This window comes from Octadecabacter dasysiphoniae, assembly GCF_021532615.1.
Classification (GTDB): Bacteria; Pseudomonadota; Alphaproteobacteria; order Rhodobacterales; family Rhodobacteraceae; genus Octadecabacter; species Octadecabacter dasysiphoniae.
In genome coordinates this window covers 319,983-342,572 of the sequence record NZ_JAKGAQ010000001.1, presented here as the reverse complement: position 1 = coordinate 342,572, position 22,590 = coordinate 319,983, and the positions used below count along the sequence as shown (strand labels likewise).

The window sequence follows — 22,590 nt, the reverse complement described above, 5'->3', positions numbered from 1 at the left end:
ATTTGTCGAACCCGCATTTATGCGGCAAGATCCCATCAGGAGGGTTCCTCATGTCCGACAAAACCGAAGTCCAAAACATCAACACACTCGGCATCACAACCCGCGTCGACACCGCCAAATATAACGCCATGCGCGACGCTATGGTGCGGGTCATGCCACACACAGCCCCCGGCGACACCGCCAAAGACATCAAAGCGGCAACGCTGCCCCATTTGCCAGAAACCCTGTTTCCTGCAGGGGCGACCGCGGGCTGGTGGCAAAAATGCGTCCAACTAGACCTTGAGGCCAAAGGCATCATCACCCGTTCGGCCACAAAACCCCTCCGATTTTTCCTGACCTAACCTTCGTTTTCTTTGGTTCAAAAATATCCCGGGGGGCCGCAGGCGGGGCAGCGCCCCATCTTGGTCGGATGGGCTTTGCCCATTCGATCCTAATAAAAACTCTGCGGATCAATATCGATGGCCATGCGCAACTCACCGCGCAGCTTGAACTGCGCTGCCCACGCCGCGAGTGCGGCCTGCAACGGTGCGGATTTTTCGGCCTTCACCAACAACCGCACCCGGTGCCGTCCGCGTATCCGCGCGATTGGGGCGGGGGCTGGTCCGTAAACCTGCGCACCGATCTTGCGCAAGGGTGCGTCGTTGCGCGCCATTTCTGTACCCAGATCAAAGACCTCTTGGACGTTGGGCGATGATAGAACGATCCCCGCCATGCGCCCGTAGGGTGGCACCCCCGCCGCGCGCCGCTCTCCTGCTTCAGCGGCCCAGAACGCCTCCTCATCACCGCCCAAAATCGCGCGGATGACGGGGTGTTCGGGCTGGAACGTCTGCAGTACGGCCTCACCCGGGGTTTCCGCCCGCCCGGCGCGGCCCGCAACCTGCCGCATCAACTGAAACGTACGTTCGGCGGCGCGTAAATCAGACCCTTGCAGGCCAAGGTCGGCATCAATCACGCCCACCAGCGTCAGTTTGGGGAAATTATGCCCCTTGGCAACCAGTTGCGTGCCCACGATCACATCCGCCTCACCGCGCGCGATAGACTCAATATGCTCCTTTAGCGCGCGCGCCGACCCATACAGGTCAGATGACAGCGTCGCGACCTTCGCATCCGGAAACAACGCCTGCGCTTCTTCGGCCATGCGTTCAACACCGGGGCCAACAGGGGCCAACCGGTCCTCTGCCTCACAGCTTGGGCAGACTGTCGGCATCGGCTTTGTTTCCCCGCATTGATGGCACATCAGACGTTTCAGGAACCGATGCTCTACCATGGTCGCATCGCAATCATCGCAGCCAATCTGATGCCCACATGCACGGCAAATCGTAACAGGCGCATAGCCGCGGCGGTTCAGGAACAGCAGCGATTGTTCCCCGCGCTCCAGCCTTGCCTCAACCATCTTTTGCAATGTCGGTGACACCCAGCGCGACCCGGGCAAATCCTCTACCCGCATATCAATCGCTGACATTTTCGGCATCACTGCCGCACCGTACCGCGACGTCAGCGTGACCCGCGCGTATTTACCAGCCTCCACGTTGGCCCAAGATTCCAAAGATGGCGTCGCGCTCGCCAATACCACCTGTGCGGCATTCAATGACGCGCGCAGCACGGTCATATCGCGGGCGTTATACAGCACGCCGTCTTCTTGTTTGTAGGACGTGTCATGTTCTTCATCGACAACGATCAGGCCAAGATCGCGATAGGGCAAAAACAACGCAGACCGCGCCCCGACGATCAACTGTGCATCCCCCTGCCCGACCATGCGCCAGCAGCGGCGCCGCTCTGTCATGGTTACGCCGCTGTGCCATTCGGCGGGTTTCATGCCAAACCGCGCCTCGACCCGCGTCAGAAATTCCGCCGTCAGCGCGATTTCGGGCAATAACACCAACGCCTGTCGCCCCGCACGCAAACATTCCGCCACGGCCTCTAGGTATACTTCGGTCTTGCCCGATCCTGTGACGCCTTTCAGCAATGTGGTGCCATATGCGCCGGATCGCACGGCCTCACGCAGGACCTTTGCCCCTGTCAGCTGATCCTGCGTCAGCTCCTTACTGCCATATTCGGGATCAAGGCGCGGATAGGGCACATCGCGCGGGCTGTCTTCCTCACTCACCGCGCCAAGTTTGACCAATCCTTTGACAACAGAACTGGTCACCCCCGCCGTGTCCGCCACTTCTTTAAGGGTGAAGGCCAGCCCGCCGTATTCGCGCAAAACATCCAGAACCTTGCGGCGTGCATCGGTCATTCGATCCGGTTCAACCGACCCCAAACGGTAGACCTTGCGCATCGATGGCGCATCACCAAGGCCTGGCGCACGCGTTGCCAGGCGCAACATTGCCGACATCGGCGTCAACGTATAATCGGCGGCCTTTTGCAAGAACTGGCGCATTTCATCCGCCATGGGTGCGACGTCCAGCACGCGAATAACCGACCGCACTTTGGCGTAATCCCAATCACCCTTACCGTTGCCCCAGACCACGCCCAGCACTTTGCGCGGGCCAAGGGGCACCTCAACGAACGCCCCCAGATGGCAGCCGCCTTCGGGCGCTTTGTAATCCAGCACGCGGTCCAACGGTTGCGTCGTCAGGACACCTACTAAATCACCTTCATGGAAAAACTCCTGGGCCATCAGGTGGCTTTGCGCAGCGTCGCCGTCAACACGCCCATAGCGATCAGAACACCGCCACCCACGCGGGTCATCCACGCCAGAACACTTGGGCGGCGAATGGTTGATCGCAGCCGATCCGCCAGCAGCGCATAGATCAGCACATTCACCGTCGCGAGGCCCACGAACGTCGCGATCAAAATTGCAAACTGCGGCGCCAATGCCGTTTCGGGCCGGATGAACTGCGGCACGAAGGCGATGAAGAAAACGATGCCCTTGGGATTCAGCGCGGTCACCACGGCAGCATTGCGAAACACGTCACGCGCGCTCAGCTGGGGGGCGTCTTCGATCTGGATGGCCTTGGTGCCACCCGCACTGCGGACCATGCCAATCCCCATCCAAACAAGATAGGCCACCCCGACCCATTTCAGCGCCACAAACAACGTGGCCGACGCCATGACAAGCGCGCCAAGCCCGATCAGCGACGCGGTCATCGCGATGAAATCACCCAGCGCGACACCCGCCGCAGACGCCACCGCCACGCGGCGGCCTTGGGTCAATGCGTATGTCAGCACCAGCACAATTGTAGGGCCGGGAATGATCAGCAACAGAACCGTCGCACCGACAAATGTCATCCAAAGTGATAGGTCCATGGGAATCTCCTGTGCCCGCCCGAAGCCGCATTAGACACCCGCACAAAGCCGCGCACAACCGCCCCTTCCAGACCAGCCTTGTTTGCGTTATCTGTTCGCCAAATTCACTCAAGCCGGAGCCCTCCCATGAAATTCTTTGTAGATACCGCAGACGTCGCCGCCATTTCCGAACTGAACGACCTTGGCATGGTTGACGGGGTCACAACCAACCCGTCCATCATCGCAAAATCGGGCCGTGATATCCTCGAAGTGACCAAAGAAATCTGTGATCTGGTCGAAGGCCCCGTCTCCGCAGAAGTCGTCGCTACAGAAGCCGACGCAATGATCGCAGAGGGCCGCAAGCTCGCCAAGATCGCAGACAACATCGCCGTCAAAGTTCCGCTGACATGGGACGGCCTGAAGGCCTGCAAAGTGCTGTCGGGCGAAGGCAATATGGTCAACGTCACGCTGTGCTTTAGCGCCAATCAGGCCCTGCTGGCCGCCAAAGCCGGTGCAACATTCATTTCCCCGTTCATCGGCCGTCTGGATGATATCAACCTCGACGGGCTCGAGCTGATCGAAGACATCCGCACGATTTACGACAACTACGGTTTTGACACCCAGATCCTCGCCGCATCTATCCGCAGCGCGAACCATATGTCCGAATGTGCCAAAATCGGTGCCGACGTCTGCACAGCGCCGCCAAATGTCATCAAAGCCATGGCAAACCACGTGCTGACAGATAAAGGCCTCGCGGCGTTCCTTGAAGATGCCAAAAAGGCCAACATCAAGATCGTCTGATGGCGGTTGATGCCGAACTGGCAAAAACACTGAATCTGCTGCGAACGTCCCCGACGTTCGCAGCAACTCAAAGACCAAAATGGATCACTGGCGCTTGGGACGCCCGATCGCATTTTATCTGATACCGGGGTCGTCTGGCTCGCCGCACATTGCACTTTGGCACAGGGCCAGATGGTAGACGCGGTCATCGTGATCAACACCGCAGTAGGCGACATTCCGCAGGCCGTTTACTGGTGGATTGGATCCGCATGGTTCGAACCCGCCGATCCGCACGACCGCACCGCCACCCTAGCGGCGCTTGATCTTGGGGAAAAAGCCATGTTCCCCTACGCCACTGCCCCACAGATCGCGCTGGATTTGCGCTGATTTTACATGAGTGTCGCCCTGCAACACTTTGGATTCATCATAAATAATCCTATGCGACGCGGCCTTGGGTCTGTTAAACCCCGTCTTAACCCATAAAAACACGAGACGAGCATGAGCAGCGATCCCATCCTGAACGATCCCCTTGCGGAAGATATCCGTGACAAAATCATATCCGACCCCGCCAAGTTGTTGGAGGACAAAGACATCATGCGCGCGCTGGTCGTCGCCAACGAAAAAACCCAAGGCGAAGGGTCCGGCGGCAATATTATCGACCTGCGCGGCATCGCCATGGAACGCCTTGAATCCCGTCTGGACCGGCTCGAGGACACGCACCGAAATGTCATCGCTGCAGCCTATGAAAACCTTGCCGGAACGAACCAAATTCACCGCGCCATTCTGCGGATGATGGACGCGACGCAATTTGAACCCTTCCTGCGCGATCTGCGCGGTGAGGTGTCCGACATTCTACGCGTTGATGCCGTCCGCCTCGTGCTGGAATCCGCTAAGCCCGACGATGATCCTGCCGTCGCCCGTTTGGGGGATGTGCTGTCGGTCGCCGAACCGGGTTTCGTGGATGACTATATCCTTCAGGGTCGGTCCTCCTCTGCGCGTCAGGTCACCTTGCGACAGGTGCGCACAAACGACATCGAAATCTTTGGCGACAAGGCCGAATACATCCGGTCAGAGGCCTGCTTGCGCCTTGATCTCGGCACAGGGCGCTTGCCCGGCATGCTGGTATTCGGCGCAGAAGACCCGCATCAGTTCACCCCACAACAAGGCACTGATCTGCTGACGTTCTTTGCTGGCGTGTTCGAACGGGTCATGCGCCGCTGGCTCAGCTGATGAACGGGGCTTGGCTGACGATATCCCCTGCCATGTCCGCCGCACTCGACGATTGGCTGGACCATCAGCGCGCGCTTAAGGGTGCGGCGGAAAACACGGTTGCCGCCTATCAGACCGACGTCCTCGGGTTCCTCAGCTTTATGGCCCAGCACCACGGCGACAGCATGGGCCTTGGCCCGATTGCCGAAATTGCCATCACAGATATGCGATCCTGGATGGCCCATGAACGCGGGCGCGGCGTGGCAGCGCGATCCTTGGCGCGCAGCCTATCAGCCGTGAAATCGTTTTATCGGTGGCTGGCCGAACGCGAAGGGTTTGAACCCACTGCCGTTTTGTCCACCCGCTCCCCTAAATTCCAAAAGAAACTCCCCCGTCCGCTGGCCGTGGATGCCGCCAGCGCCATGATTGACACCGTTGAACTGCAAGCCCGCGAACCATGGATCGCGGCGCGTGATGTGGCGGTGGTGACCCTGCTTTACGGGTGCGGCTTGCGCATATCGGAAGCCTTGGGATTAACCGGCGATGACGTGCCCCTGCCCGCCACGCTGCGCATTCTGGGTAAGGGCGGCAAAGAACGGCTGGTGCCCGTCATCCCCGCCGCCCGCGCCGCCGTGACAGCCTATCTGCGCGACTGCCCCTATGATGCTGAACCGGGTCAGCCAATTTTTCGCGGGCTGCGCGGCGGCCCTCTTTATCCGCGTGCCATCCAGTCGGTGATGGCGCAATCGCGCATGCAACTCGGCCTGCCCGCCACAGCGACCCCGCATGCGATGCGCCACAGCTTTGCGACCCATCTGTTGAATGCCGGTGGTGATCTGCGGTCCATTCAGGAACTTCTGGGCCATGCATCTTTGTCCACCACACAGGCCTACACCGCCGTGGACACCGCACGCTTGATGGAAGTCTACGACGCAGCCCACCCCCGCGCCGCAGGCTAAGTGCGCTTGCCCCTTGCGCGATGTTGCGTCATGAAACCGGAATGAACAAACTGACCCCAGACCAGCTCAAAGCGCTCGCCGTCCATTTTCTCACGGCGACAGGCGCCGTCTTCGCGATGCTCGCCATGCTCGAAGCGATCCAGAAAGACTGGGCGATGATGTTCGTCTGGCTCATCGTCGCCTTCGCTGTTGACGGGATAGACGGGCCGTTGGCACGCCACTTCAACGTCAAAAAATACGCGCCCCAATTTGACGGCTACCTTCTGGATCTGATCATCGACTACCTGACCTACGTCTTCATCCCCGCCTATGCGCTGTATGCATCCGGCCTGATGGATGGCTGGTCCGGCTGGGTCGCGATCATCGTTATCACCTTCGGATCGGCCCTGTATTTCTGCGACACACGCATGAAAACAAAGGATAATTCCTTTTCCGGCTTCCCAGGATGCTGGAATATGCTGATCCTTGTGCTGTTCGCCCTCAGCCCGCCATGGTGGGCCTGTCTGTTGTTGGTCGCGCTTTTGGCCGTCACAATGTTTGTTCCCGTCAAATTCGTCCACCCTGTGCGCACCGACCGCTGGCGCGTCGTCTCGCTTCCTATGGCATTGGCATGGACAGTGTTCGCCGGCTTTGCGGCTTGGGCCAATTTCGAACCGGCAAGCGGGGTCTTTTGGGGCCTGATGGTCACCTCGATTTATCTGCTTGGCGCCGGGGCGGTGCAGCAAGTCATTTACGGGCCAGACGGATAATCGTTTCTTTGGTTTTCAAATATCCCCGCCGGAGGCATCCGCCGCTAAATCAAAAACCCGCCCGCACCCTCATGACGCAATAGCGCGACCTTGGTTTCAACCCCGCCCTTACCAGAAAACCCTGTCAAACCTTTGGCACCCATAACGCGGTGGCACGGGATAATCACGGGGATAGGATTGCCGCCACAGGCTGATCCAACAGCCTGCGCAGACTGGTTCAATGCCTTGGCTATATCCCCGTAAGTGACAGTATCCCCAAATGGAATAGCCGACATTTGCGCGCAAACGGCGCGTTGAAAATCAGACCCCGCAACACGCAATGGCAGGTCAAAGTCGTGCAGTTCCCCCGCATCATAGGCCCGCAACTGGCGCGCAGCTTCTATCAATAAAGGGGTCTCATCACCGCCGTTGCCGTCCCATTCCAACCGCACAATGGCACCGTCGTCCTCATAGATGGTCAAAGGGCCGAATTGGGTCAGGGCGGTAAGGCTGGGCATACCCCACCTTCACCGCATCTTCGCACGGTTTCAATCCGAAACGTGCTAAAGCACGTGCGCGTGCCGCGGGCGGGAGGCGCGCCAAAAGCCATTCGGCTTTTGGCGCTACCTTAGTCGGTTAGTCCAGCGCGCTGTCGCAGCGGCCACACACGCCTGCATGGCTATGCGTGCCCACATCCGGCAGGATTTTCCAGCAGCGCTCACATTTCTCACCGTCTGATGTCCCAAACACAACGCCCACGCCAGCCGTATCTGCCAAGGTAAACGCACCCTCTGGCGCATCCCCTTCGACAATCGTGATCTGGCTGGTGATACACAGGTCCGCGAACGTATCCGCGTCCGTGATAACCGCTGCCAAATCCGGCGACAAATACACCGTCGGCGCCGCCTCGAGAGAGGACCCGATGACTTTGGCGGTGCGCTGTTCTTCCAACGCGCCCGTCACCACACGACGCACCGCGCGCACCGTTTCTGACCGCGCCGCCAGCGCATCGTCGCGCCACGCGGACGGCGTATCCGGGAAATCAACCAGATGCACTGATGTGTCCGGCCCGTTCCGCTCCAGCCAGACCTCTTCCATCGTGAAGGTCAGGATTGGGGCCAGCCACGTGGTCAGGCGCGCATAAAGCGCATCCAACACCGTCAACGCTGCGCGCTGGCGGTCGGTGTCACCATCACAATACAGCGCGTCCTTGCGGATATCAAAATAGAACGAGCTGAGATCAAGCGTTGCAAAGTCAAAGATCGCACGGAACACGCCTTGGAAATCGTAACGCGCATAGCCCTCACGCACGACACCATCCAGCACCGCCAGTTTGTGCAGGATCAGCTGTTCCAGCTCAGGCATATCATCGCGCGCCACGGCCTTGGACGCATCAAAATCCGCCAATGACCCCAGCATAAACCGGACCGTGTTGCGAAGGCGGCGATAACTATCCGCCACGCCTTTCAGGATTTCATCCCCGATGCGGAGATCGACAGTATAATCCGCCTGCGCCACCCAAAGACGCAAAATATCCGCACCGTACTGCTGCACAACCTTTTCAGGCGCGACAGTATTGCCCACGGATTTGGACATCTTCATGCCCTTCTCATCGAGCGTAAATCCGTGCGTCAAAACTCCACGATACGGCGCGCGACCCATCGTGCCACAGCCCTGCAACATGGATGAATGGAACCAGCCGCGATGCTGATCGGTGCCCTCAAGATACAAATCAGCAAGGCCATCTTCGGACCCATCGGTCCGGTCGCGCAAGGTGAACGCATGGGTCGACCCGCTATCAAACCACACATCCAGAATGTCCATGACCTGATCATAGGCGTCATGGTCGTGATCATTGCCCAAGAACCGCGCCTTCGCACCGTCCTTGTACCACGCATCCGCGCCTTCGGCCTCAAAAGCCTCCAGAACCCGCGCGTTCACCGCTTCGTCGCGCAGCAGGTAATCCGCATCTGTCGGCGCAGCCCCTTTTTTGGTGAAACAGGTCAACGGCACGCCCCACGCGCGTTGACGCGACAGCACCCAATCGGGCCGCGCTTCGATCATGGAATACAACCGGTTGCGCCCCTTTTGCGGCGTCCACGTCACCAGTTCATCGATGCTGCGCAACGCGCGTTCACGGATCGTGGTGCCATAGGTGTCCTGCCCGTCGCCCACGGCCTTATCGACAGCGGCAAACCACTGCGGCGTGTTGCGATAGATGATCGGAGCCTTCGAACGCCAGGAATGCGGATAGCTGTGCTTGATCTTGCCACGTGCCAACAACCCGCCCACTTCGGCCAATTTGGACATGACAGCCCCGTTCGCATCGCCCTCCCAATCGCCCTTCTTGGCCTTGGCGCGTAGAATGCGTTTGCCGCCAAAAAACGGCAGGTCTTCGCGAAACGACCCGTCATCCATGACGTTGTAGGTGATCACATCGGCCAACATCCCGAGATCGCGATAAAGCTCGAATTCCTCCATCCCGTGGGACGGCGCGCAATGCACAAATCCGGTGCCTTCCTCATCCGTGACAAAATCGGCAGCACGGAAATCACGCGGATCATCCCATTCGCCATTCGCGCCCTCAGCCCCGGCCAAGGGGTGCTGCAACGACAAACCAGCCAGTTCATCGCTCGGTACATCGCGCACCCGCGTCCACTGATCGTCCTCAAGCCGCGCCTTGGCAAACACGTCCGCCGCCAGCTTATCAGCAAGCAAGAACCGCTCACCAACGTCGGCCCAGCATTCATCAGGCGTCGCTGTGACTTCGTAAAGCCCGTAGGAATAATCGGCACCATAGACGACCGCTTTGTTTGACGGAATCGTCCAAGGCGTCGTCGTCCAGATCACAACCTTTGCGCCAGCAAGATCACTCACCGCCTGCACAGCGCCGGTCGCATCTTCGCTGTCAACAACAGGCGTATCGACACTTTCAAGAACACGGAACTTCACCCAGATCGTGAACGAGTGCTTGTCATGATACTCAACCTCGGCCTCCGCCAGCGCGGTTTCCTCCGTCGGCGACCACATCACAGGCTTTGACCCTTGATACAGCGTGCCCGTCATCAGGAATTTCTGGAATTCTTCGGCGATCACCCGTTCGGCATGGAAATTCATCGTCAGATACGGATCGGCCCAATTGCCGGTGATCCCCAACCGCTTGAATTCCTCGCGCTGGATATCAACCCATCCGGCGGCAAAATCGCGGCACTCCTGACGGAACTCCACCACATCCACGGCGTCCTTATCCAGACCTTTTTCGCGGTATTTCTCTTCGATCTTCCACTCGATCGGCAGACCGTGACAATCCCACCCGGGGATATAACGCGCATCGCGCCCCATCATCTGCTGGGACCGCACGACCATGTCTTTCAGGATCTTGTTCAGCGCATGGCCAATGTGCAAATGCCCGTTGGCATAGGGCGGGCCATCATGCAGCGTGAACGGCTGGCGTGTCTCTGCCTTGGCCTTGTCACGCAACTGTCCATAGACATCCATATCCGCCCAGCGCGCAAGCCATTCGGGTTCACGCTTGGGCAATCCCGCCCGCATGGGAAATTCGGTCTTTGGCAGGTTCAGGGTATGTTTATAGTCGATCGTATCGGTCTTATCGGCGCACATTTTGGGCGTCCTTCGGATAGGTAAAATTGGGGTAAGTTCGGGCGGCGCGGATCACTCAGACACCTTTTGGTCCGACGTGTGGGGGTCACAACGTCGGGGATATAATTCGAATAATCTGACACGCGGTATAGGTCATACCGCGCTTATAGGCCCGCACGCCCCTGCGGTAAAGTGCGCCATTGGGCCCAACACACCTTGCGACGGACCTGCGCAAATCTCATACCCCACCTGGACGAGTGACAAAGGACCATCACGACATGCGCATCGCAATCATCGGCGCGGGCATTGGCGGGCTAACCGCAGCAAGCCTGCTGGCCGACCAAGGCCACGACATCACCCTGTTTGATCAATTCGACAGCCCCAAACCCGTCGGGTCCGGCCTTGTGATCCAACCCGTCGGCCAACAGGTTCTGGCGCAAATCGGGGCCCTTGATCGCGCGCTGCTGCTCGGAAACCGCGTGACCCACATGCTGGGGCTTGAGGCCGCAACACACCGCCGCGTCCTTGATGTGCGCTATGATCTGCATGACGCTAGCGCCTTCGGGTTGGCGATCCACCGCGCCGCGCTGTTTGACGCACTTTGGCAGGCCATGCAGCTGCGCACAGGCATCACACTGGTCTGCAACGCCGCCATTCAATCCGTGCGCCAAGACGATGACACCGCCGAAGTGTTCACAACCACGAATGACGTTCACGGCCCGTTCGAACTGGTCGTCGACAGCGCGGGCGCCGGATCGCCCCTGTCCCCGATTGCAGCCAAACCCCTGCCCTACGGCGCGATTTGGGGCACGGTGGATTGGCCTCAAACAGATATTCCCAAACACCACCTCAGCCAACGCTACCTCAAGGCCTCCAACATGATCGGCGCACTGCCCATCGGTGAAATCCCCGGCCAAAAGGGGTTTAAGGCCGCAGTCTTCTGGTCCCTTCCCCAAGGGGATCACGACAAATGGCTGGACGTAGGTCTGGACGCCTGGAAATCAGAGGCCACGGCCCTGTGGCCCGCGCTCGCGCCCTTCACGGATCAAATCACCGATGCGTCCCAAATGACGATGGCACGTTATAGCCATGGCACGTTATCCAAACCCTACAACAACCGCCTTGTGCATATCGGTGACGCCGCGCATCGTGCCTCTCCACAACTCGGCCAAGGGGCGAACATGGCCCTACTGGATGCACTGGCCTTGGCGCGCGCCCTGCACACCAAAATCTATCAAGCGATGTCATGGGCCTTCACGCCGATGTATCAATCCGACAGCGCACTGCTTCCGCTTATCCGCGACCGCGCCTTGTTTCCCGCCAGCCAGATCTGGCCGGCCCCCCGCATACTCACCAGCCTTGTCTGCGGAACGATGGTGTCTCCGATAAAAGGGCTCTGACCCCTCTTTGGTTTTCAAATATCCCGGGGGCGCGCAGCGCGGGGCAGCGCCCCTGTGCCCTAACGCCCCTCACAAACGAAAAAGGGCCACCAAGCGGCAGCCCCCATCAAACCAAAAATCGCGTGCGGCGCAGCCGCTCCGCTTACTTCCCCTCAAGCGCCTCGATGCGCGCCAGCAGGGATGCGTTCTCTTCGCGGGCTTTCTGGGCCATCGTGCGCACCGCCTCGAATTCCTCGCGGGTCACGAAATCACGGTCAGCCAGCCAGCGGTCCACCATCGATGACATCGCCGTCTGCGCCTCGTCCTTGGCACCTTGGGCCACGCCCATGGCGTTGGTCATCAGTTGGGAAATGTCGTCAAAGACTTTGTTGCGCGTTTGCATGGGGTTTCTCCTATTACTTGCCCTTATATGGGCCTGACCCCGCCGCGAAACAACCCTGCATCTGGTTGACATCGTCGCACCCTGCGTCACAACAGGGCCTATGTTAGCCGCCATTCCCTTCCCCGATATTTCGCCGGTGATTTTCACCCTGACGCTGTTTGGCTTTTCGTTCGCGCTGCGCTGGTATGCCATGGGCTATATCGTGGGCATCGTGATCGGCTGGTGGATCGCGACCCAAGCCTGCAAACGCCTAACACTGTGGCGCGACGACACGCCCCCCCTGACACGCGACCAGATCGAAGACCTGCTGACGTGGGTCATCATCGGCGTCATCGCGGGCGGGCGGTTCGGCTATGTTTTGTTTTACGGCGACGGCCAGTTCGTCGAAAACCCTGCCGCGATCTTTCGCATTTGGGATGGCGGCATGTCCTTTCATGGCGGCTTTCTTGGTGTCTGCGTTGCCACATTCGCCTGCGCGCGCCGCTACGGGGCCGCTTTGGGGGATGTCGCCAATATCCTCGCGCTCACCGCGACGCCCGCCATTTTGCTCGTGCGTGTTGCGAACTTTATCAACGCCGAACTCTGGGGGCGCGCGACGGACCTGCCTTGGGGCGTCAAATTTCCGTCCATGTGCGCTGATCCCGCCCGCCAGCTGTGCACCACAGTGGGTGAGTGGTTCTATTACGGCGACGAACCGGCCCGCCACCCCAGCCAACTCTATGAAGCCGGGCTCGAGGGCCTTCTTCTCGGCGCCATCATCATGTTCCTCGCCTTCAAACGCGGCTGGCTGAAAGGCCAATGGTCCCTCGTGGCGGTATTCCTGATCGGCTACGGCGCGGCGCGCTTTGCCATCGAATTCGTGCGCCAGCCTGATGCGCAATTCACATCCCCCACCAACCCGATCGGCTGGGCCTATGATTTCGGCACATGGGGCCTGACCCAAGGCCAAGCACTGTCGATCCCGATGATCCTGGCGGGCATCGCGCTGATCTATCTGACCCGCCGCAAAACATGACCACCCTGCGCGACCTCATGGCGGCGCGCATTGCTGCGAACGGGCCAATCACGCTGGCCGATTATATGGCAGAGGCGTTGATGCACCCGACGCTGGGCTACTACAGCACCCGCGATCCCCTTGGCGTGGCGGGGGATTTCACCACCGCGCCGGAAATCAGCCAGATGTTTGGTGAACTTATTGGGCTGTCGCTGGCACAAGCATGGATCGACCAAGGCCGCCCCACACCTTTCACACTGGCTGAACTCGGCCCCGGGCGCGGCACGTTGATGGCCGACATCCTGCGCGCCACGGCCAAAGTTACAGGCTTTGGCGATGCGGCCCACATCCACCTTGTGGAAACCTCGCCCGCTTTGCGCCAAGAACAGGCCAAACGCATCACCGCCACATGGCACGACGATGTGACGACCCTGCCCGACCAACCGCTGTTCCTTGTGGCCAATGAATTCTTTGACGCCTTACCGATCCGCCAATTCCACCGCGACCCGCAGGGCTGGTGCGAAGTCCAGATTGGCGCCGACATCACCGCAGGCCTGTCCGCGCCTGCGCCCATCGCCCTGCTGGATCATCGCCTGAACGACACGAAACCGGGCGACATCGTCGAACACTGCCCCGCCCTGCCCGCCATTATCCAAACCATCGCCACGCGCATCGCTGACCACGGCGGCACGGCGCTTATCCTTGATTACGGCGACTGGCGCTCGCTTGGGGATACCTTGCAAGCCTTGCAAGACCACGCGCCAACCGACCCGTTCGAAAACCCCGGCCACGCAGATCTGACCGCCCATGTCGATTTCGAAGCCATCGCCAATGCGGCATCCCCCGCCAAATTCACCCGCCTTGCGCCGCAGGGTGTCTTTCTGGAACGTCTCGGCATCACACAGCGCGCCCAGACCCTCGCGCAGGCCTTGTCCGGCGACCCCTTGGATCAGCACATAGCCGCCCACCGCCGCTTGACGCACCCCGAAGAAATGGGTTCCCTGTTCAAGGTAATGGGGCTCTATCCAGCAGCGGCCCCGCCGCCCGCAGGACTTGAACCATGACCCTAGAAATCATCACATCAGACGCCCTTACCCCCATTCGTCACGGGTTCTTTACCCGCCGTGGTGGCGCATCGTCTGGCATCTTTGCCGGGTTGAACTGCGGCATGGGCAGCACCGACCAACACGAGGCGGTGACGATCAACCGCACCCGTGTTGCTGACGCAATGGGCGTTCATCTGGATGCCTTGATGGGTGTGCACCAAATCCATTCCCCTGACGCAATCACCGTCACCACCCCCAACACGGACCGCCCAAAGGCCGACGCGCTTGTCACCAACTGCCCCGGCGTCGCGCTGTCTGTGCTTTCCGCCGATTGCCAGCCGGTTTTGTTTGCCGACACAAAGGCCAAAGTCATCGGCGCGGCCCATGCCGGATGGAAAGGCGCGCTTGGCGGGGTTCTGGAATCCACTCTTGATGCAATGGAGGCACTGGGCGCGACCCGTGAAAACATCCACGCCGTGATCGGCCCCTCCATCAGCCAATCCGCCTACGAAGTCGGGCCGGAGTTCTTTGAGGATTTCATCGCCCAAGACCAAAGCTTCGCGCGCTTCTTTGCCCAAGGCGACGGCGACAAATTCCAATTCGACCTGCCCGCCCTCGGGCTGCACCGCCTGCGCCAAGCGGGCGTTGGCCATGCGGAATGGACACGCCACTGCACCTACGCCGACGCGGACCGGTTCTATAGCTACCGCCGCGCGACCCATCACAAAGAAGCAGACTATGGCCGCCTGATTGCGGCGATCACATTGGGCCCAGCGGTTTGAACACCGCCTGATCTGGGCGCGAATGGGGCAACCATCGCCCCCACGTTGCCACAGTTTTTTCGAAACAATCCTATGCTCGGCACGCTGATTGTTGCCAAATCTTTAAATCTTGGGGGTTTTCGCGTCCGCACCGCCAATTAAGCCGCGCCACAATCCTTGCGCACATCGCGCAAAATTTCTTTCAAAATTTACAAACCAGTCAAACTCATGCCGCTTTGCAACGTCATCTTAACCCTATCGAGCAAGAAGACAGACATGAGGAAAAACCGATGACAAAGACACCACGCTGGATCCAGTCCGCCATCGACGAGACTGAAAACGTAACAACCAAGATGCCTTGGGAACGCGGTCTGCGCCGCCAAGCCTTCATCGCGAGCCGTCGCGCTGTTGCCGCTTTGGCCGAAGCCCCCCGCACCCTGCGTCCGGCCGCTTAACCACGCGCCACACCACGACCTCCCTGCTGGCACCTCCCTCCAGCACATAAAATCGCCGCCCCCGTTTGCATTCCAGGGGCGGCGATTCTCGTTTCAGGGACATTTTTGATTGCCGTTGCGCCCCAATTATGGCGGCAGCGTTTTCAAATCGGGAACAATCCGCCGCGTCCGGCGTAGATTGATCCGCCATTTACAGAAAATACCGGAATTGTTTGACGAAATGCGGCCACATCCGCCACATTCATCCCAACGCAACGCTCCTCAGATGTTGTTGGCGGGGGCCAACAGATGATGTGACCAACCAAATCGGTGATCGCATGACCTACACGACCCCCCCTACCACCGCTGGCCTCGCGGTGGGACGAAATTCAGACCCGGTAGCCTCCTCAGCCCGGTTCACTCAGCGAGACGGACGACCTCAGCGCGCACAGCCTCTTATGCGCCGATACGAGGTCGTCCATCTGCTTTCCAATGGCGACATTGACGACTTCACCCGCATCGCACCGGCGCACCGCGCCTTCGAAGACAGCTTTGGCGCCTTGGCGCGCGGCGCGCTTCTGAAGACGGATCGCGGCATGGTCGCCGTCGAAGACATCCTGCCCGGTGATCAGGTCAAAACCGTCACGAACGATTTTCAAACCGTGCATTGGCGCGGCGCAATGACCTTGGTGCCAAATGCAGCCGGCCAAGACCCGCGCATGGGCAAACTCACCCGCTTTTCCGCCGACTCCCTTGGGATTGGCCGCCCGATGCCCGACCTGCTGCTCGGCCCGTCCGCGCGTCTTTACCACCGCTCCCCGACATTGCAGCGCGTCACCGGACATGCCGCCGCCTTCGTCCCTGCGTCGGATTTCATCGACGGCGTGAACATCGTCGAAGTCCAACCGCAGACCCCTGTGCAGGTCTTCCAGCTTGGGTTTACCAATCACGAACGGATCGTTGCCAACGGCGTCGAAGTCGACAGCCACAACCCCGGCGCGCGCCATGAACTGGGCCTGCGCGGTGAAATGCTGGATCTGTATATGGGATTGTTCCCGCACATGCAGCGGATCGAAGATTTCGGAATGCTGATGCACCCGCGCCTGTCGATGCATGATCTGGATTTCGGGATCGTCGCGTAAAAACCGCGCGCTTAGGCGTCCCGCTTTAGCCGTTCTTCCAACACGTCAAACGGCACGCCGGGGTCATCCTTGGCCCCGCGAATAACCAATGACGTCTTAACGCTGGCCACATTGTCCGCGCTCGTCAGCTGTTCTGTCAGGAAATTCTGGAAGGTGCGCAAATCCGGTGCCACGCATTTGAGCACAAAATCGACCTCGCCGTTCAGCATGTGACACTCGCGCACCAGCGGCCATCCCTGACATTTTGCCTCGAACGCGGCCAGATCGACCTCCGCCTGGCTGACCAGCCCGACCATCGCAAACACCTGAACCTCAAAACCAAGTTCACGCGCGTTTACGTCTGCATGATAGCCGCGAATGAACCCCTGTTCTTCCAACGTGCGCACGCGGCGCAAACACGGCGGCGCAGAAATACCGACCCGTTTGGCCAGTTCCACGTTCGTCATCCGCCCGTCCGCCTGCAATTCGGCAAGGATCATCCGGTCGATATCGTCTAGCTTCTGTCCTGGCATCGTTGCGCGCATCCCCTGTTGGCTGTCGCGATTCATACGTCAGGTGCTGCGCGGGCGCAACAATGTTTCACGTTCGGGCAATATTCCTTCTCCTCATCACAGGGACGCGACACCCCTTTTCCCTGCCCGCCAGGGTGCGTATATCACACTCAACGCAGACCTGATCCTTGGGGGATTCTGACATGACCGAAACACGCAAAACCAAAGTTCTGATCATCGGCTCCGGCCCCGCGGGTTACACCGCTGGCGTTTACGCATCCCGCGCCATGCTGAACCCGATCCTTGTGCAAGGGATCGAACCGGGCGGGCAGCTGACCACCACCACCGAGGTCGAAAACTGGCCCGGCGACACCGACGTGCAAGGCCCCGATCTGATGATCCGCATGGAGGCCCACGCCCGCGCCATGGGCTGCGAAATTATCGGTGACATCATTTCCTCGGTCGACTTTTCCAAACGCCCCTTCGTGTGCCAATCCGACAGCGGCACCGTCTATGAGGCCGACGCGATCATCCTCGCGACGGGTGCGCGCGCCAAATGGCTCGGTCTTGAAAGCGAAGAGAAATTCAAAGGCTTCGGCGTGTCAGCCTGCGCCACCTGTGACGGCTTTTTCTATCGCGGTCAGGAAATCGTCGTCGTGGGCGGCGGCAACACGGCCGTAGAAGAGGCCCTGTTCCTCACCAACTTCGCATCCAAAGTCACCTTGGTCCACCGCCGCGATGAATTGCGCGCAGAGGCGATCCTGATTGACCGGTTGATGAAAAACCCCAAAATCGAACCCCTTTGGGATCACCAGTTGGATGAAGTTTACGGCGGCGACAGCCCGCTTGGCGTCGAAGGTATCAAAGTAAAACACGTCAAAACCGGCGAAATCACAGACATTCCAGCCAAGGGCGTGTTCATTGCCATCGGCCATGCCCCTGCGAACGAATTGGTCAAAGACGTGCTTGAAACGCACATGGGCGGCTATGTCGTGACCAAACCGGACAGCACCGAAACATCCATCCCCGGCGTGTTTGCTGCGGGCGATTTGACGGACTTCAAATATCGTCAGGCCGTGACATCCGCAGGCATGGGTTGCATGGCCGCGCTTGAGGCGGAACGCTGGCTGGCAGAAAACGACGACTAGGGCATCCCCGGTTTCGAAAGGCTCGGCGATGAGCAAATGAGCCATCGTCGGCGCGCCCTTCCTCGCCCAAGGCCCACCGCCTTAAACCCATCGAAAATGGCGCCCCGTAACAGGGCGCCGTTTTTTGTTGCACTGCGGCATTAAGCGCCCGTTTACGGGGAAAATCCGCTAAAAACCGTCTTTTTGGCCACCAGCGCTTGAATTTAGCCACATTCCCGTTCTATCGCCCGCGTACACACTGACCAGTGCGGTTAGTCCGTCGCAAATAGTAGAGTGAAATTAAATGACCCCCAACCTCGCCCCGATCCCCGAATTGTTCGTCTCCTATGAGTCCGCACAAAAGCTGAAAGCAGAGGCCGGCGATCTTGTCAGCCACGACCTGACACCGCGCCAGATTTGCGATCTTGAACTGCTGATGAACGGCGGCTTCAACCCGCTCAAGGGTTTCCTGAGCGAGGAAGACTACGATGGCGTCGTCAAAAACATGCGCCTCGCGGATGGGTCCCTGTGGCCCATGCCGATCACTCTCGATGTGTCCGAAGATTTCGCCGCTGGCCTTGAAATCGGTCAGGACATCGCCCTGCGCGACCAAGAAGGCGTGATCCTCGCGACGATGACCGTCACCGACAATTGGACGCCGAACAAAGCGCTCGAGGCTGAAAAAGTCTTTGGTGCGGATGACGATGCGCACCCTGCGGTCAACTATCTGCACAACCAAGCTGGCAAAATCTATCTGGGCGGCCCCGTCACAGGCATCCAGCAACCGGTGCACTACGATTTCCGCGCCAAGCGCAACACGCCCAACGAATTGCGCGCCTATTTCCGCAAAATGGGCTGGCGCAAAGTGGTCGCGTTCCAAACACGCAACCCGCTGCACCGCGCCCACCAGGAACTGACATTCCGCGCCGCCCGCGAAGCACAGGCCAACCTGCTGATCCACCCTGTTGTCGGCCTCACCAAACCCGGTGACGTTGATCACTTTACCCGTGTGCGCTGCTACGAAGCGGTTCTCGACAAATACCCGCAGTCCACAACCTCCATGTCCCTGCTGAACCTCGCCATGCGTATGGCTGGCCCACGCGAAGCTGTGTGGCACGGTCTGATCCGCAAAAACCACGGCTGCACGCACTTCATCGTTGGCCGCGACCACGCAGGCCCAGGTTCTAATTCCCAAGGTGAGGATTTCTACGGCCCTTATGATGCGCAGGATTTATTCCGCGAACATCAGGACGAAATGGGCATCGAAATGGTGGACTTCAAACACATGGTTTGGGTTCAGGAACGCGCCCAATACGAAGCCATCGATGAGATCGCGGACAAAGAAAACGTCACGATCCTCAACATCTCGGGCACAGAATTGCGCCGCCGTTTGTCCGAAGGTCTGGAAATCCCTGAATGGTTTTCCTTCCCAGAAGTCGTCAAAGAACTGCGCCGCACGAAACCGCCACGCTCCAAACAGGGCTTTACGGTGTTTTTCACGGGCTTCTCAGGCTCTGGCAAATCCACAATCGCGAACGCATTGATGGTCAAACTGATGGAAATGGGTGGTCGTCCGGTCACGCTTCTGGATGGTGACATCGTGCGTAAAAACCTGTCCTCGGAACTTGGTTTCAGCAAAGAACACCGCGATCTCAACATTCGCCGCATCGGTTACGTTGCATCCGAGATTACCAAGAACGGCGGCATCGCAATTTGTGCACCCATCGCGCCCTACGCCACAACTCGGCGCGCCGTGCGTGAAGACGTCGAAGATTTTGGCGCCTTCGTCGAAGTCCACGTCGCCACCTCAATCGAGGAATGTGAACGCCGTGACCGCAAAGGCCTTTATAAGCTCGCGCGCGAAGGCAAGATCAAGGAATTCACAGGTATTTCAGACCCCTACGATGTGCCCGCCGACCCTGAACTTTCGGTTGAAACCGAAAACGTCGACGTCGACAACTGCGCCCATCAGGTGATTTTGAAACTCGAAAGCATGGGATTGATCGCCGCGGAATAAACCGCCCGCATCCCGACAAATCAAAAGGCGCAGGTGTCACACCCTGCGCCTTTCTCTATATTCAGACGGCCACAATGCCCTAAATCCCGCAGGGCTGCGCCCGTCAGATAATCTCGTCTTCATCAAACAGCGGTGAATTTTCCAGCTGGTTTGCGATGTCTTCAACCGCTTGCGCCGGATCGTCGTGGCGCACATCCGCGATGTGAAACACCGCGTCGCCTTCGTTCACCACCGGCATCACAGCGCGGCCAATGATAATCCCATCAGACGGCGCCACCATATCGACGTCCTGCTCTCCGAACGGATCCGACACCGACGCGATAACCTCGCCTTCTTCCACCACATCACCATCCCCGCGATAGGTGCGCAACAATCCCCCCGTGGGCGCGCGCAGCCATTTGCTGGATTGGCACAACAGCGGCTGAACCTTCGCCTTGGCAATCCCCTTGGCGGGCAGCATATCCATGGATCGCAGCACGCGCAAAATTCCGGCAACACCCGCACGCGCGGCCATTTCATCAAACCGCAGCCCCTCGCCGGCCTCATACAACAACACGTCGACGCCCGCCTCTGCGGCTTCGGCGCGCAATGATCCTTCGCGCAGACCAGACGTTAAAATCACAGGCGCGCCAAACACTTTGGCCAGCGCCATCACCCGATCATTGCCCGCACTCACGCGCACTTGCGGCAGGTTCGTGCGGTGGATCGCGGCCGAATGCAGATCAATCCCAAGATCACAGCGCTTCACCACCTGATCCAGAAAAATCCCCGCCAATCGCGATGCCAGCGATCCCTGCGATGATCCCGGAAATGATCGATTCAAATCACGCCGATCCGGCAAATATCGTGACCGGTTGTGAAACCCGAAAGCATTCACAATCGGCACAACCATCAGCGTGCCACGCAACCCGTTCAACAAATCTGACTGTAGAAAGCGGCGCACAATCTCAACGCCCATGACCTCGTCACCATGCACCGCCGCGCTGACAAAAACCGTCGGCCCCGCCTTTTTGCCATGGATCACATGGACCCGCAGCGACACCGGCGTGTGGTCAGACAACGTAGAAACAGGCAGGTCAACCGTGCGGCGCGTGCCGCCGTCTATGGTTTGTCCGGCAAATTCGAATGGCTTGCGATTGGGCATGATGCGTCCTTTGGCTCAATCGCCAATGACGTCAAAACCCCAACAAAAGCAAGCGTTAATGGACGGTGACAGGCCGCATGTCGTTCTGACGCGCCAGCATAAATGCCATTCTGCGATCCGCGACCAGCGCCAATTGCTGCCCGTCGCTGTCATGCACTGCAAACAGCTGCTCGCGCCCCTCGGCGGCCTCCTGCACATCATCGGGCAGGTCGGCGACATCCACAGATTTCACGTAAACAACGCGGTCCCCGACGTCGGCAAAATTGAATTTCGTATCCATGTCTTAGCCCTTCCTGATGTTGATGGTCTGCACGACGCTATCGGGCACCGCGCGGGTTAAATCGACGTGAAGCAATCCGTTTTCCATGATTGCCTCACCCACATCCACGCCTTCTGCCAGCACGAAAGACCGCTGGAATTGACGCGCCGCAATGCCACGATGCAAAAACACGCGGCCCTCGCTGTCATCGCTTTGTCGCCCGCGGATCACCAGCTGGTTGTCCTCAACCGTGATGGCCAGATCGCCCTCGGCAAATCCGGCCACAGCCAGCGTAATGCGGTACGACGTCGCCGACGCCTGTTCAATATTGTAGGGCGGATAGCCGTCATTGCCAGATTTGGCGGTCCGTTCGACCAGCCGTTCCAGCTCTTCAAAGCCAAGAAGGAACGGATGCGTTCCAAGGGTCAGTTTGCTCATACGACACGTCCTTTTACGTTAAGCGACATCTCAAACACGGCCCCGCTGTCGGCAACCGCATGTGTTAAATATGGGGCCACACCCCCGCCAGCGCAAGGTTTTGGACCAATCGAATTTGACGCGGTTTTCCTTTTGAGAATGAAGGGTTTGCGTCTACCCTGTCCCTTCTTGGCCCCAACAGCGGAATCACCATGAACAGCTCTGCCCGAATGGAACAGCTCGAGGTTCTGCGCATCCAACTGGGTGTTTTGCGACAAGAACACCGTGATCTGGATGATGCAATCCATGCCCTTCAGGCGTCCGGCACCGCTGATATGCTCACCGTGAAACGCCTGAAAAAGCAGAAACTGGCGCTGAAAGACAAAATCGCAGTCCTCGAAGACCGCGTGACACCGGACATTATCGCCTGACCTCTGGCCAGCAATCATCGCCTGATTGCGCTCCTGTG

24 protein-coding genes are annotated in these 22,590 nt (G+C 59.2%); 15 read left to right on the top strand and 9 right to left on the bottom strand.

Annotated elements, in window-relative coordinates:
• The first annotated feature begins 50 nt into the window (after positions 1–50).
• Positions 51–341, top strand: a complete 291-nt coding sequence (locus tag L0664_RS01620) for a DUF6958 family protein (RefSeq protein ID WP_235223880.1) — start codon at positions 51–53, stop codon at positions 339–341.
• Positions 342–430: 89 nt separating this feature from the next.
• Here the strand turns inward: L0664_RS01620 and L0664_RS01615 are convergent, their stop codons facing one another.
• Entirely contained in the window at positions 431–2,623 is a 2,193-nt protein-coding gene (locus L0664_RS01615) for a primosomal protein N' (RefSeq protein ID WP_235223879.1), read from the bottom strand.
• A complete protein-coding gene (locus L0664_RS01610; protein ID WP_235223878.1) occupies positions 2,623–3,252 on the bottom strand; it encodes a LysE family translocator in 630 nt (209 codons plus the stop codon). The genes L0664_RS01615 and L0664_RS01610 overlap by 1 nt, the downstream gene beginning before the upstream one ends.
• Before the next feature lie 126 nt (positions 3,253–3,378).
• Between L0664_RS01610 and fsa the strand changes: the two genes are divergently transcribed.
• From fsa to L0664_RS01585, 5 genes are all read left to right on the top strand, one after another.
• Complete coding sequence (gene fsa, locus L0664_RS01605; RefSeq protein ID WP_235223877.1) at positions 3,379–4,032, top strand: fructose-6-phosphate aldolase; 654 nt, start codon at positions 3,379–3,381, stop codon at positions 4,030–4,032.
• A gap of 171 nt (positions 4,033–4,203) precedes the next feature.
• Entirely contained in the window at positions 4,204–4,398 is a 195-nt protein-coding gene (locus L0664_RS01600; protein WP_235223876.1) for a hypothetical protein, read from the top strand.
• A 111-nt stretch (positions 4,399–4,509) separates the two neighbouring features.
• Complete coding sequence (locus tag L0664_RS01595; RefSeq protein ID WP_235223875.1) at positions 4,510–5,241, top strand: DUF484 family protein; 732 nt, start codon at positions 4,510–4,512, stop codon at positions 5,239–5,241.
• Positions 5,241–6,179 carry a tyrosine recombinase XerC gene (locus tag L0664_RS01590; protein WP_235223874.1) on the top strand — a complete coding sequence of 313 codons (939 nt, stop codon included), beginning with the start codon at positions 5,241–5,243 and terminating at the stop codon, positions 6,177–6,179. The genes L0664_RS01595 and L0664_RS01590 overlap by 1 nt, the downstream gene beginning before the upstream one ends.
• 41 nt (positions 6,180–6,220) lie before the next feature.
• Entirely contained in the window at positions 6,221–6,928 is a 708-nt protein-coding gene (locus tag L0664_RS01585; RefSeq protein WP_235223873.1) for a CDP-alcohol phosphatidyltransferase family protein, read from the top strand.
• 44 nt (positions 6,929–6,972) lie between these two features.
• On the opposite strand, the gene L0664_RS01580 is transcribed toward L0664_RS01585, so the two are convergent.
• Positions 6,973–7,425: a methylated-DNA--[protein]-cysteine S-methyltransferase gene (locus tag L0664_RS01580; protein ID WP_235223872.1), complete on the bottom strand. Its 453-nt coding sequence runs from the start codon at positions 7,423–7,425 to the stop codon at positions 6,973–6,975.
• Between the two features lie 118 nt (positions 7,426–7,543).
• Positions 7,544–10,528, bottom strand: coding sequence for an isoleucine--tRNA ligase (ileS, locus tag L0664_RS01575; RefSeq protein WP_235223871.1), 2,985 nt, complete (start codon positions 10,526–10,528; stop codon positions 7,544–7,546).
• Positions 10,529–10,785: 257 nt separating this feature from the next.
• Here ileS and L0664_RS01570 point away from each other — a divergent pair, with 257 nt between their 5' ends.
• Positions 10,786–11,907 carry an FAD-dependent oxidoreductase gene (locus L0664_RS01570; protein WP_235223870.1) on the top strand — a complete coding sequence of 374 codons (1,122 nt, stop codon included), beginning with the start codon at positions 10,786–10,788 and terminating at the stop codon, positions 11,905–11,907.
• 142 nt (positions 11,908–12,049) lie between these two features.
• On the opposite strand, the gene L0664_RS01565 is transcribed toward L0664_RS01570, so the two are convergent.
• Positions 12,050–12,289, bottom strand: a complete 240-nt coding sequence (locus tag L0664_RS01565; protein ID WP_049833660.1) for an accessory factor UbiK family protein — start codon at positions 12,287–12,289, stop codon at positions 12,050–12,052.
• A 100-nt stretch (positions 12,290–12,389) separates the two neighbouring features.
• Here L0664_RS01565 and lgt point away from each other — a divergent pair, with 100 nt between their 5' ends.
• The 5 genes from lgt to L0664_RS01540 all read left to right on the top strand — a co-directional run bounded on the left by lgt (position 12,390) and on the right by L0664_RS01540 (position 16,666).
• The gene (gene lgt / locus L0664_RS01560) at positions 12,390–13,304 is read left to right on the top strand and encodes a prolipoprotein diacylglyceryl transferase (protein WP_235223869.1); all 915 of its coding nucleotides are present in this window, start codon (positions 12,390–12,392) and stop codon (positions 13,302–13,304) included.
• Positions 13,301–14,347, top strand: a complete 1,047-nt coding sequence (locus tag L0664_RS01555) for a class I SAM-dependent methyltransferase (protein ID WP_235223868.1) — start codon at positions 13,301–13,303, stop codon at positions 14,345–14,347. The genes lgt and L0664_RS01555 overlap by 4 nt, the downstream gene beginning before the upstream one ends.
• Complete coding sequence (gene pgeF / locus L0664_RS01550) at positions 14,344–15,111, top strand: peptidoglycan editing factor PgeF (RefSeq protein WP_235223867.1); 768 nt, start codon at positions 14,344–14,346, stop codon at positions 15,109–15,111. The genes L0664_RS01555 and pgeF overlap by 4 nt, the downstream gene beginning before the upstream one ends.
• A 269-nt stretch (positions 15,112–15,380) precedes the next feature.
• Positions 15,381–15,545: a hypothetical protein gene (locus L0664_RS01545; RefSeq protein WP_235223866.1), complete on the top strand. Its 165-nt coding sequence runs from the start codon at positions 15,381–15,383 to the stop codon at positions 15,543–15,545.
• Between the two features lie 437 nt (positions 15,546–15,982).
• A complete protein-coding gene (locus tag L0664_RS01540; protein WP_235223865.1) occupies positions 15,983–16,666 on the top strand; it encodes a Hint domain-containing protein in 684 nt (227 codons plus the stop codon).
• 11 nt (positions 16,667–16,677) lie between these two features.
• On the opposite strand, the gene L0664_RS01535 is transcribed toward L0664_RS01540, so the two are convergent.
• Positions 16,678–17,178, bottom strand: coding sequence for an Lrp/AsnC family transcriptional regulator (locus L0664_RS01535; RefSeq protein WP_235223864.1), 501 nt, complete (start codon positions 17,176–17,178; stop codon positions 16,678–16,680).
• 182 nt (positions 17,179–17,360) lie between these two features.
• On the opposite strand from L0664_RS01535, the gene trxB reads away from it, so the two are divergent.
• Both trxB and L0664_RS01525 read left to right on the top strand, forming a co-directional pair.
• Entirely contained in the window at positions 17,361–18,305 is a 945-nt protein-coding gene (trxB, locus tag L0664_RS01530) for a thioredoxin-disulfide reductase (protein WP_235223863.1), read from the top strand.
• A 283-nt stretch (positions 18,306–18,588) separates the two neighbouring features.
• Complete coding sequence (locus tag L0664_RS01525) at positions 18,589–20,301, top strand: bifunctional sulfate adenylyltransferase/adenylylsulfate kinase (protein ID WP_235223862.1); 1,713 nt, start codon at positions 18,589–18,591, stop codon at positions 20,299–20,301.
• A gap of 103 nt (positions 20,302–20,404) precedes the next feature.
• Here L0664_RS01525 and L0664_RS01520 read toward each other — a convergent pair whose 3' ends face one another.
• Genes L0664_RS01520 through L0664_RS01510 form a run of 3 tightly spaced genes read right to left on the bottom strand, consistent with a single transcriptional unit; the run spans position 20,405 to position 22,142 of the window.
• Positions 20,405–21,445 (bottom strand): succinylglutamate desuccinylase/aspartoacylase family protein, encoded by a 1,041-nt coding sequence (locus L0664_RS01520; RefSeq protein ID WP_235223861.1) that lies wholly within the window; start codon positions 21,443–21,445, stop codon positions 20,405–20,407.
• A gap of 55 nt (positions 21,446–21,500) precedes the next feature.
• Positions 21,501–21,725, bottom strand: a complete 225-nt coding sequence (locus L0664_RS01515) for a DUF1150 family protein (protein ID WP_235223860.1) — start codon at positions 21,723–21,725, stop codon at positions 21,501–21,503.
• A 3-nt stretch (positions 21,726–21,728) separates the two neighbouring features.
• Positions 21,729–22,142, bottom strand: coding sequence for an Hsp20 family protein (locus L0664_RS01510; RefSeq protein ID WP_235223859.1), 414 nt, complete (start codon positions 22,140–22,142; stop codon positions 21,729–21,731).
• 191 nt (positions 22,143–22,333) lie between these two features.
• Between L0664_RS01510 and L0664_RS01505 the strand changes: the two genes are divergently transcribed.
• Positions 22,334–22,552 (top strand): YdcH family protein, encoded by a 219-nt coding sequence (locus tag L0664_RS01505; protein ID WP_235223858.1) that lies wholly within the window; start codon positions 22,334–22,336, stop codon positions 22,550–22,552.
• The last annotated feature ends 38 nt before the right edge of the window (positions 22,553–22,590 follow it).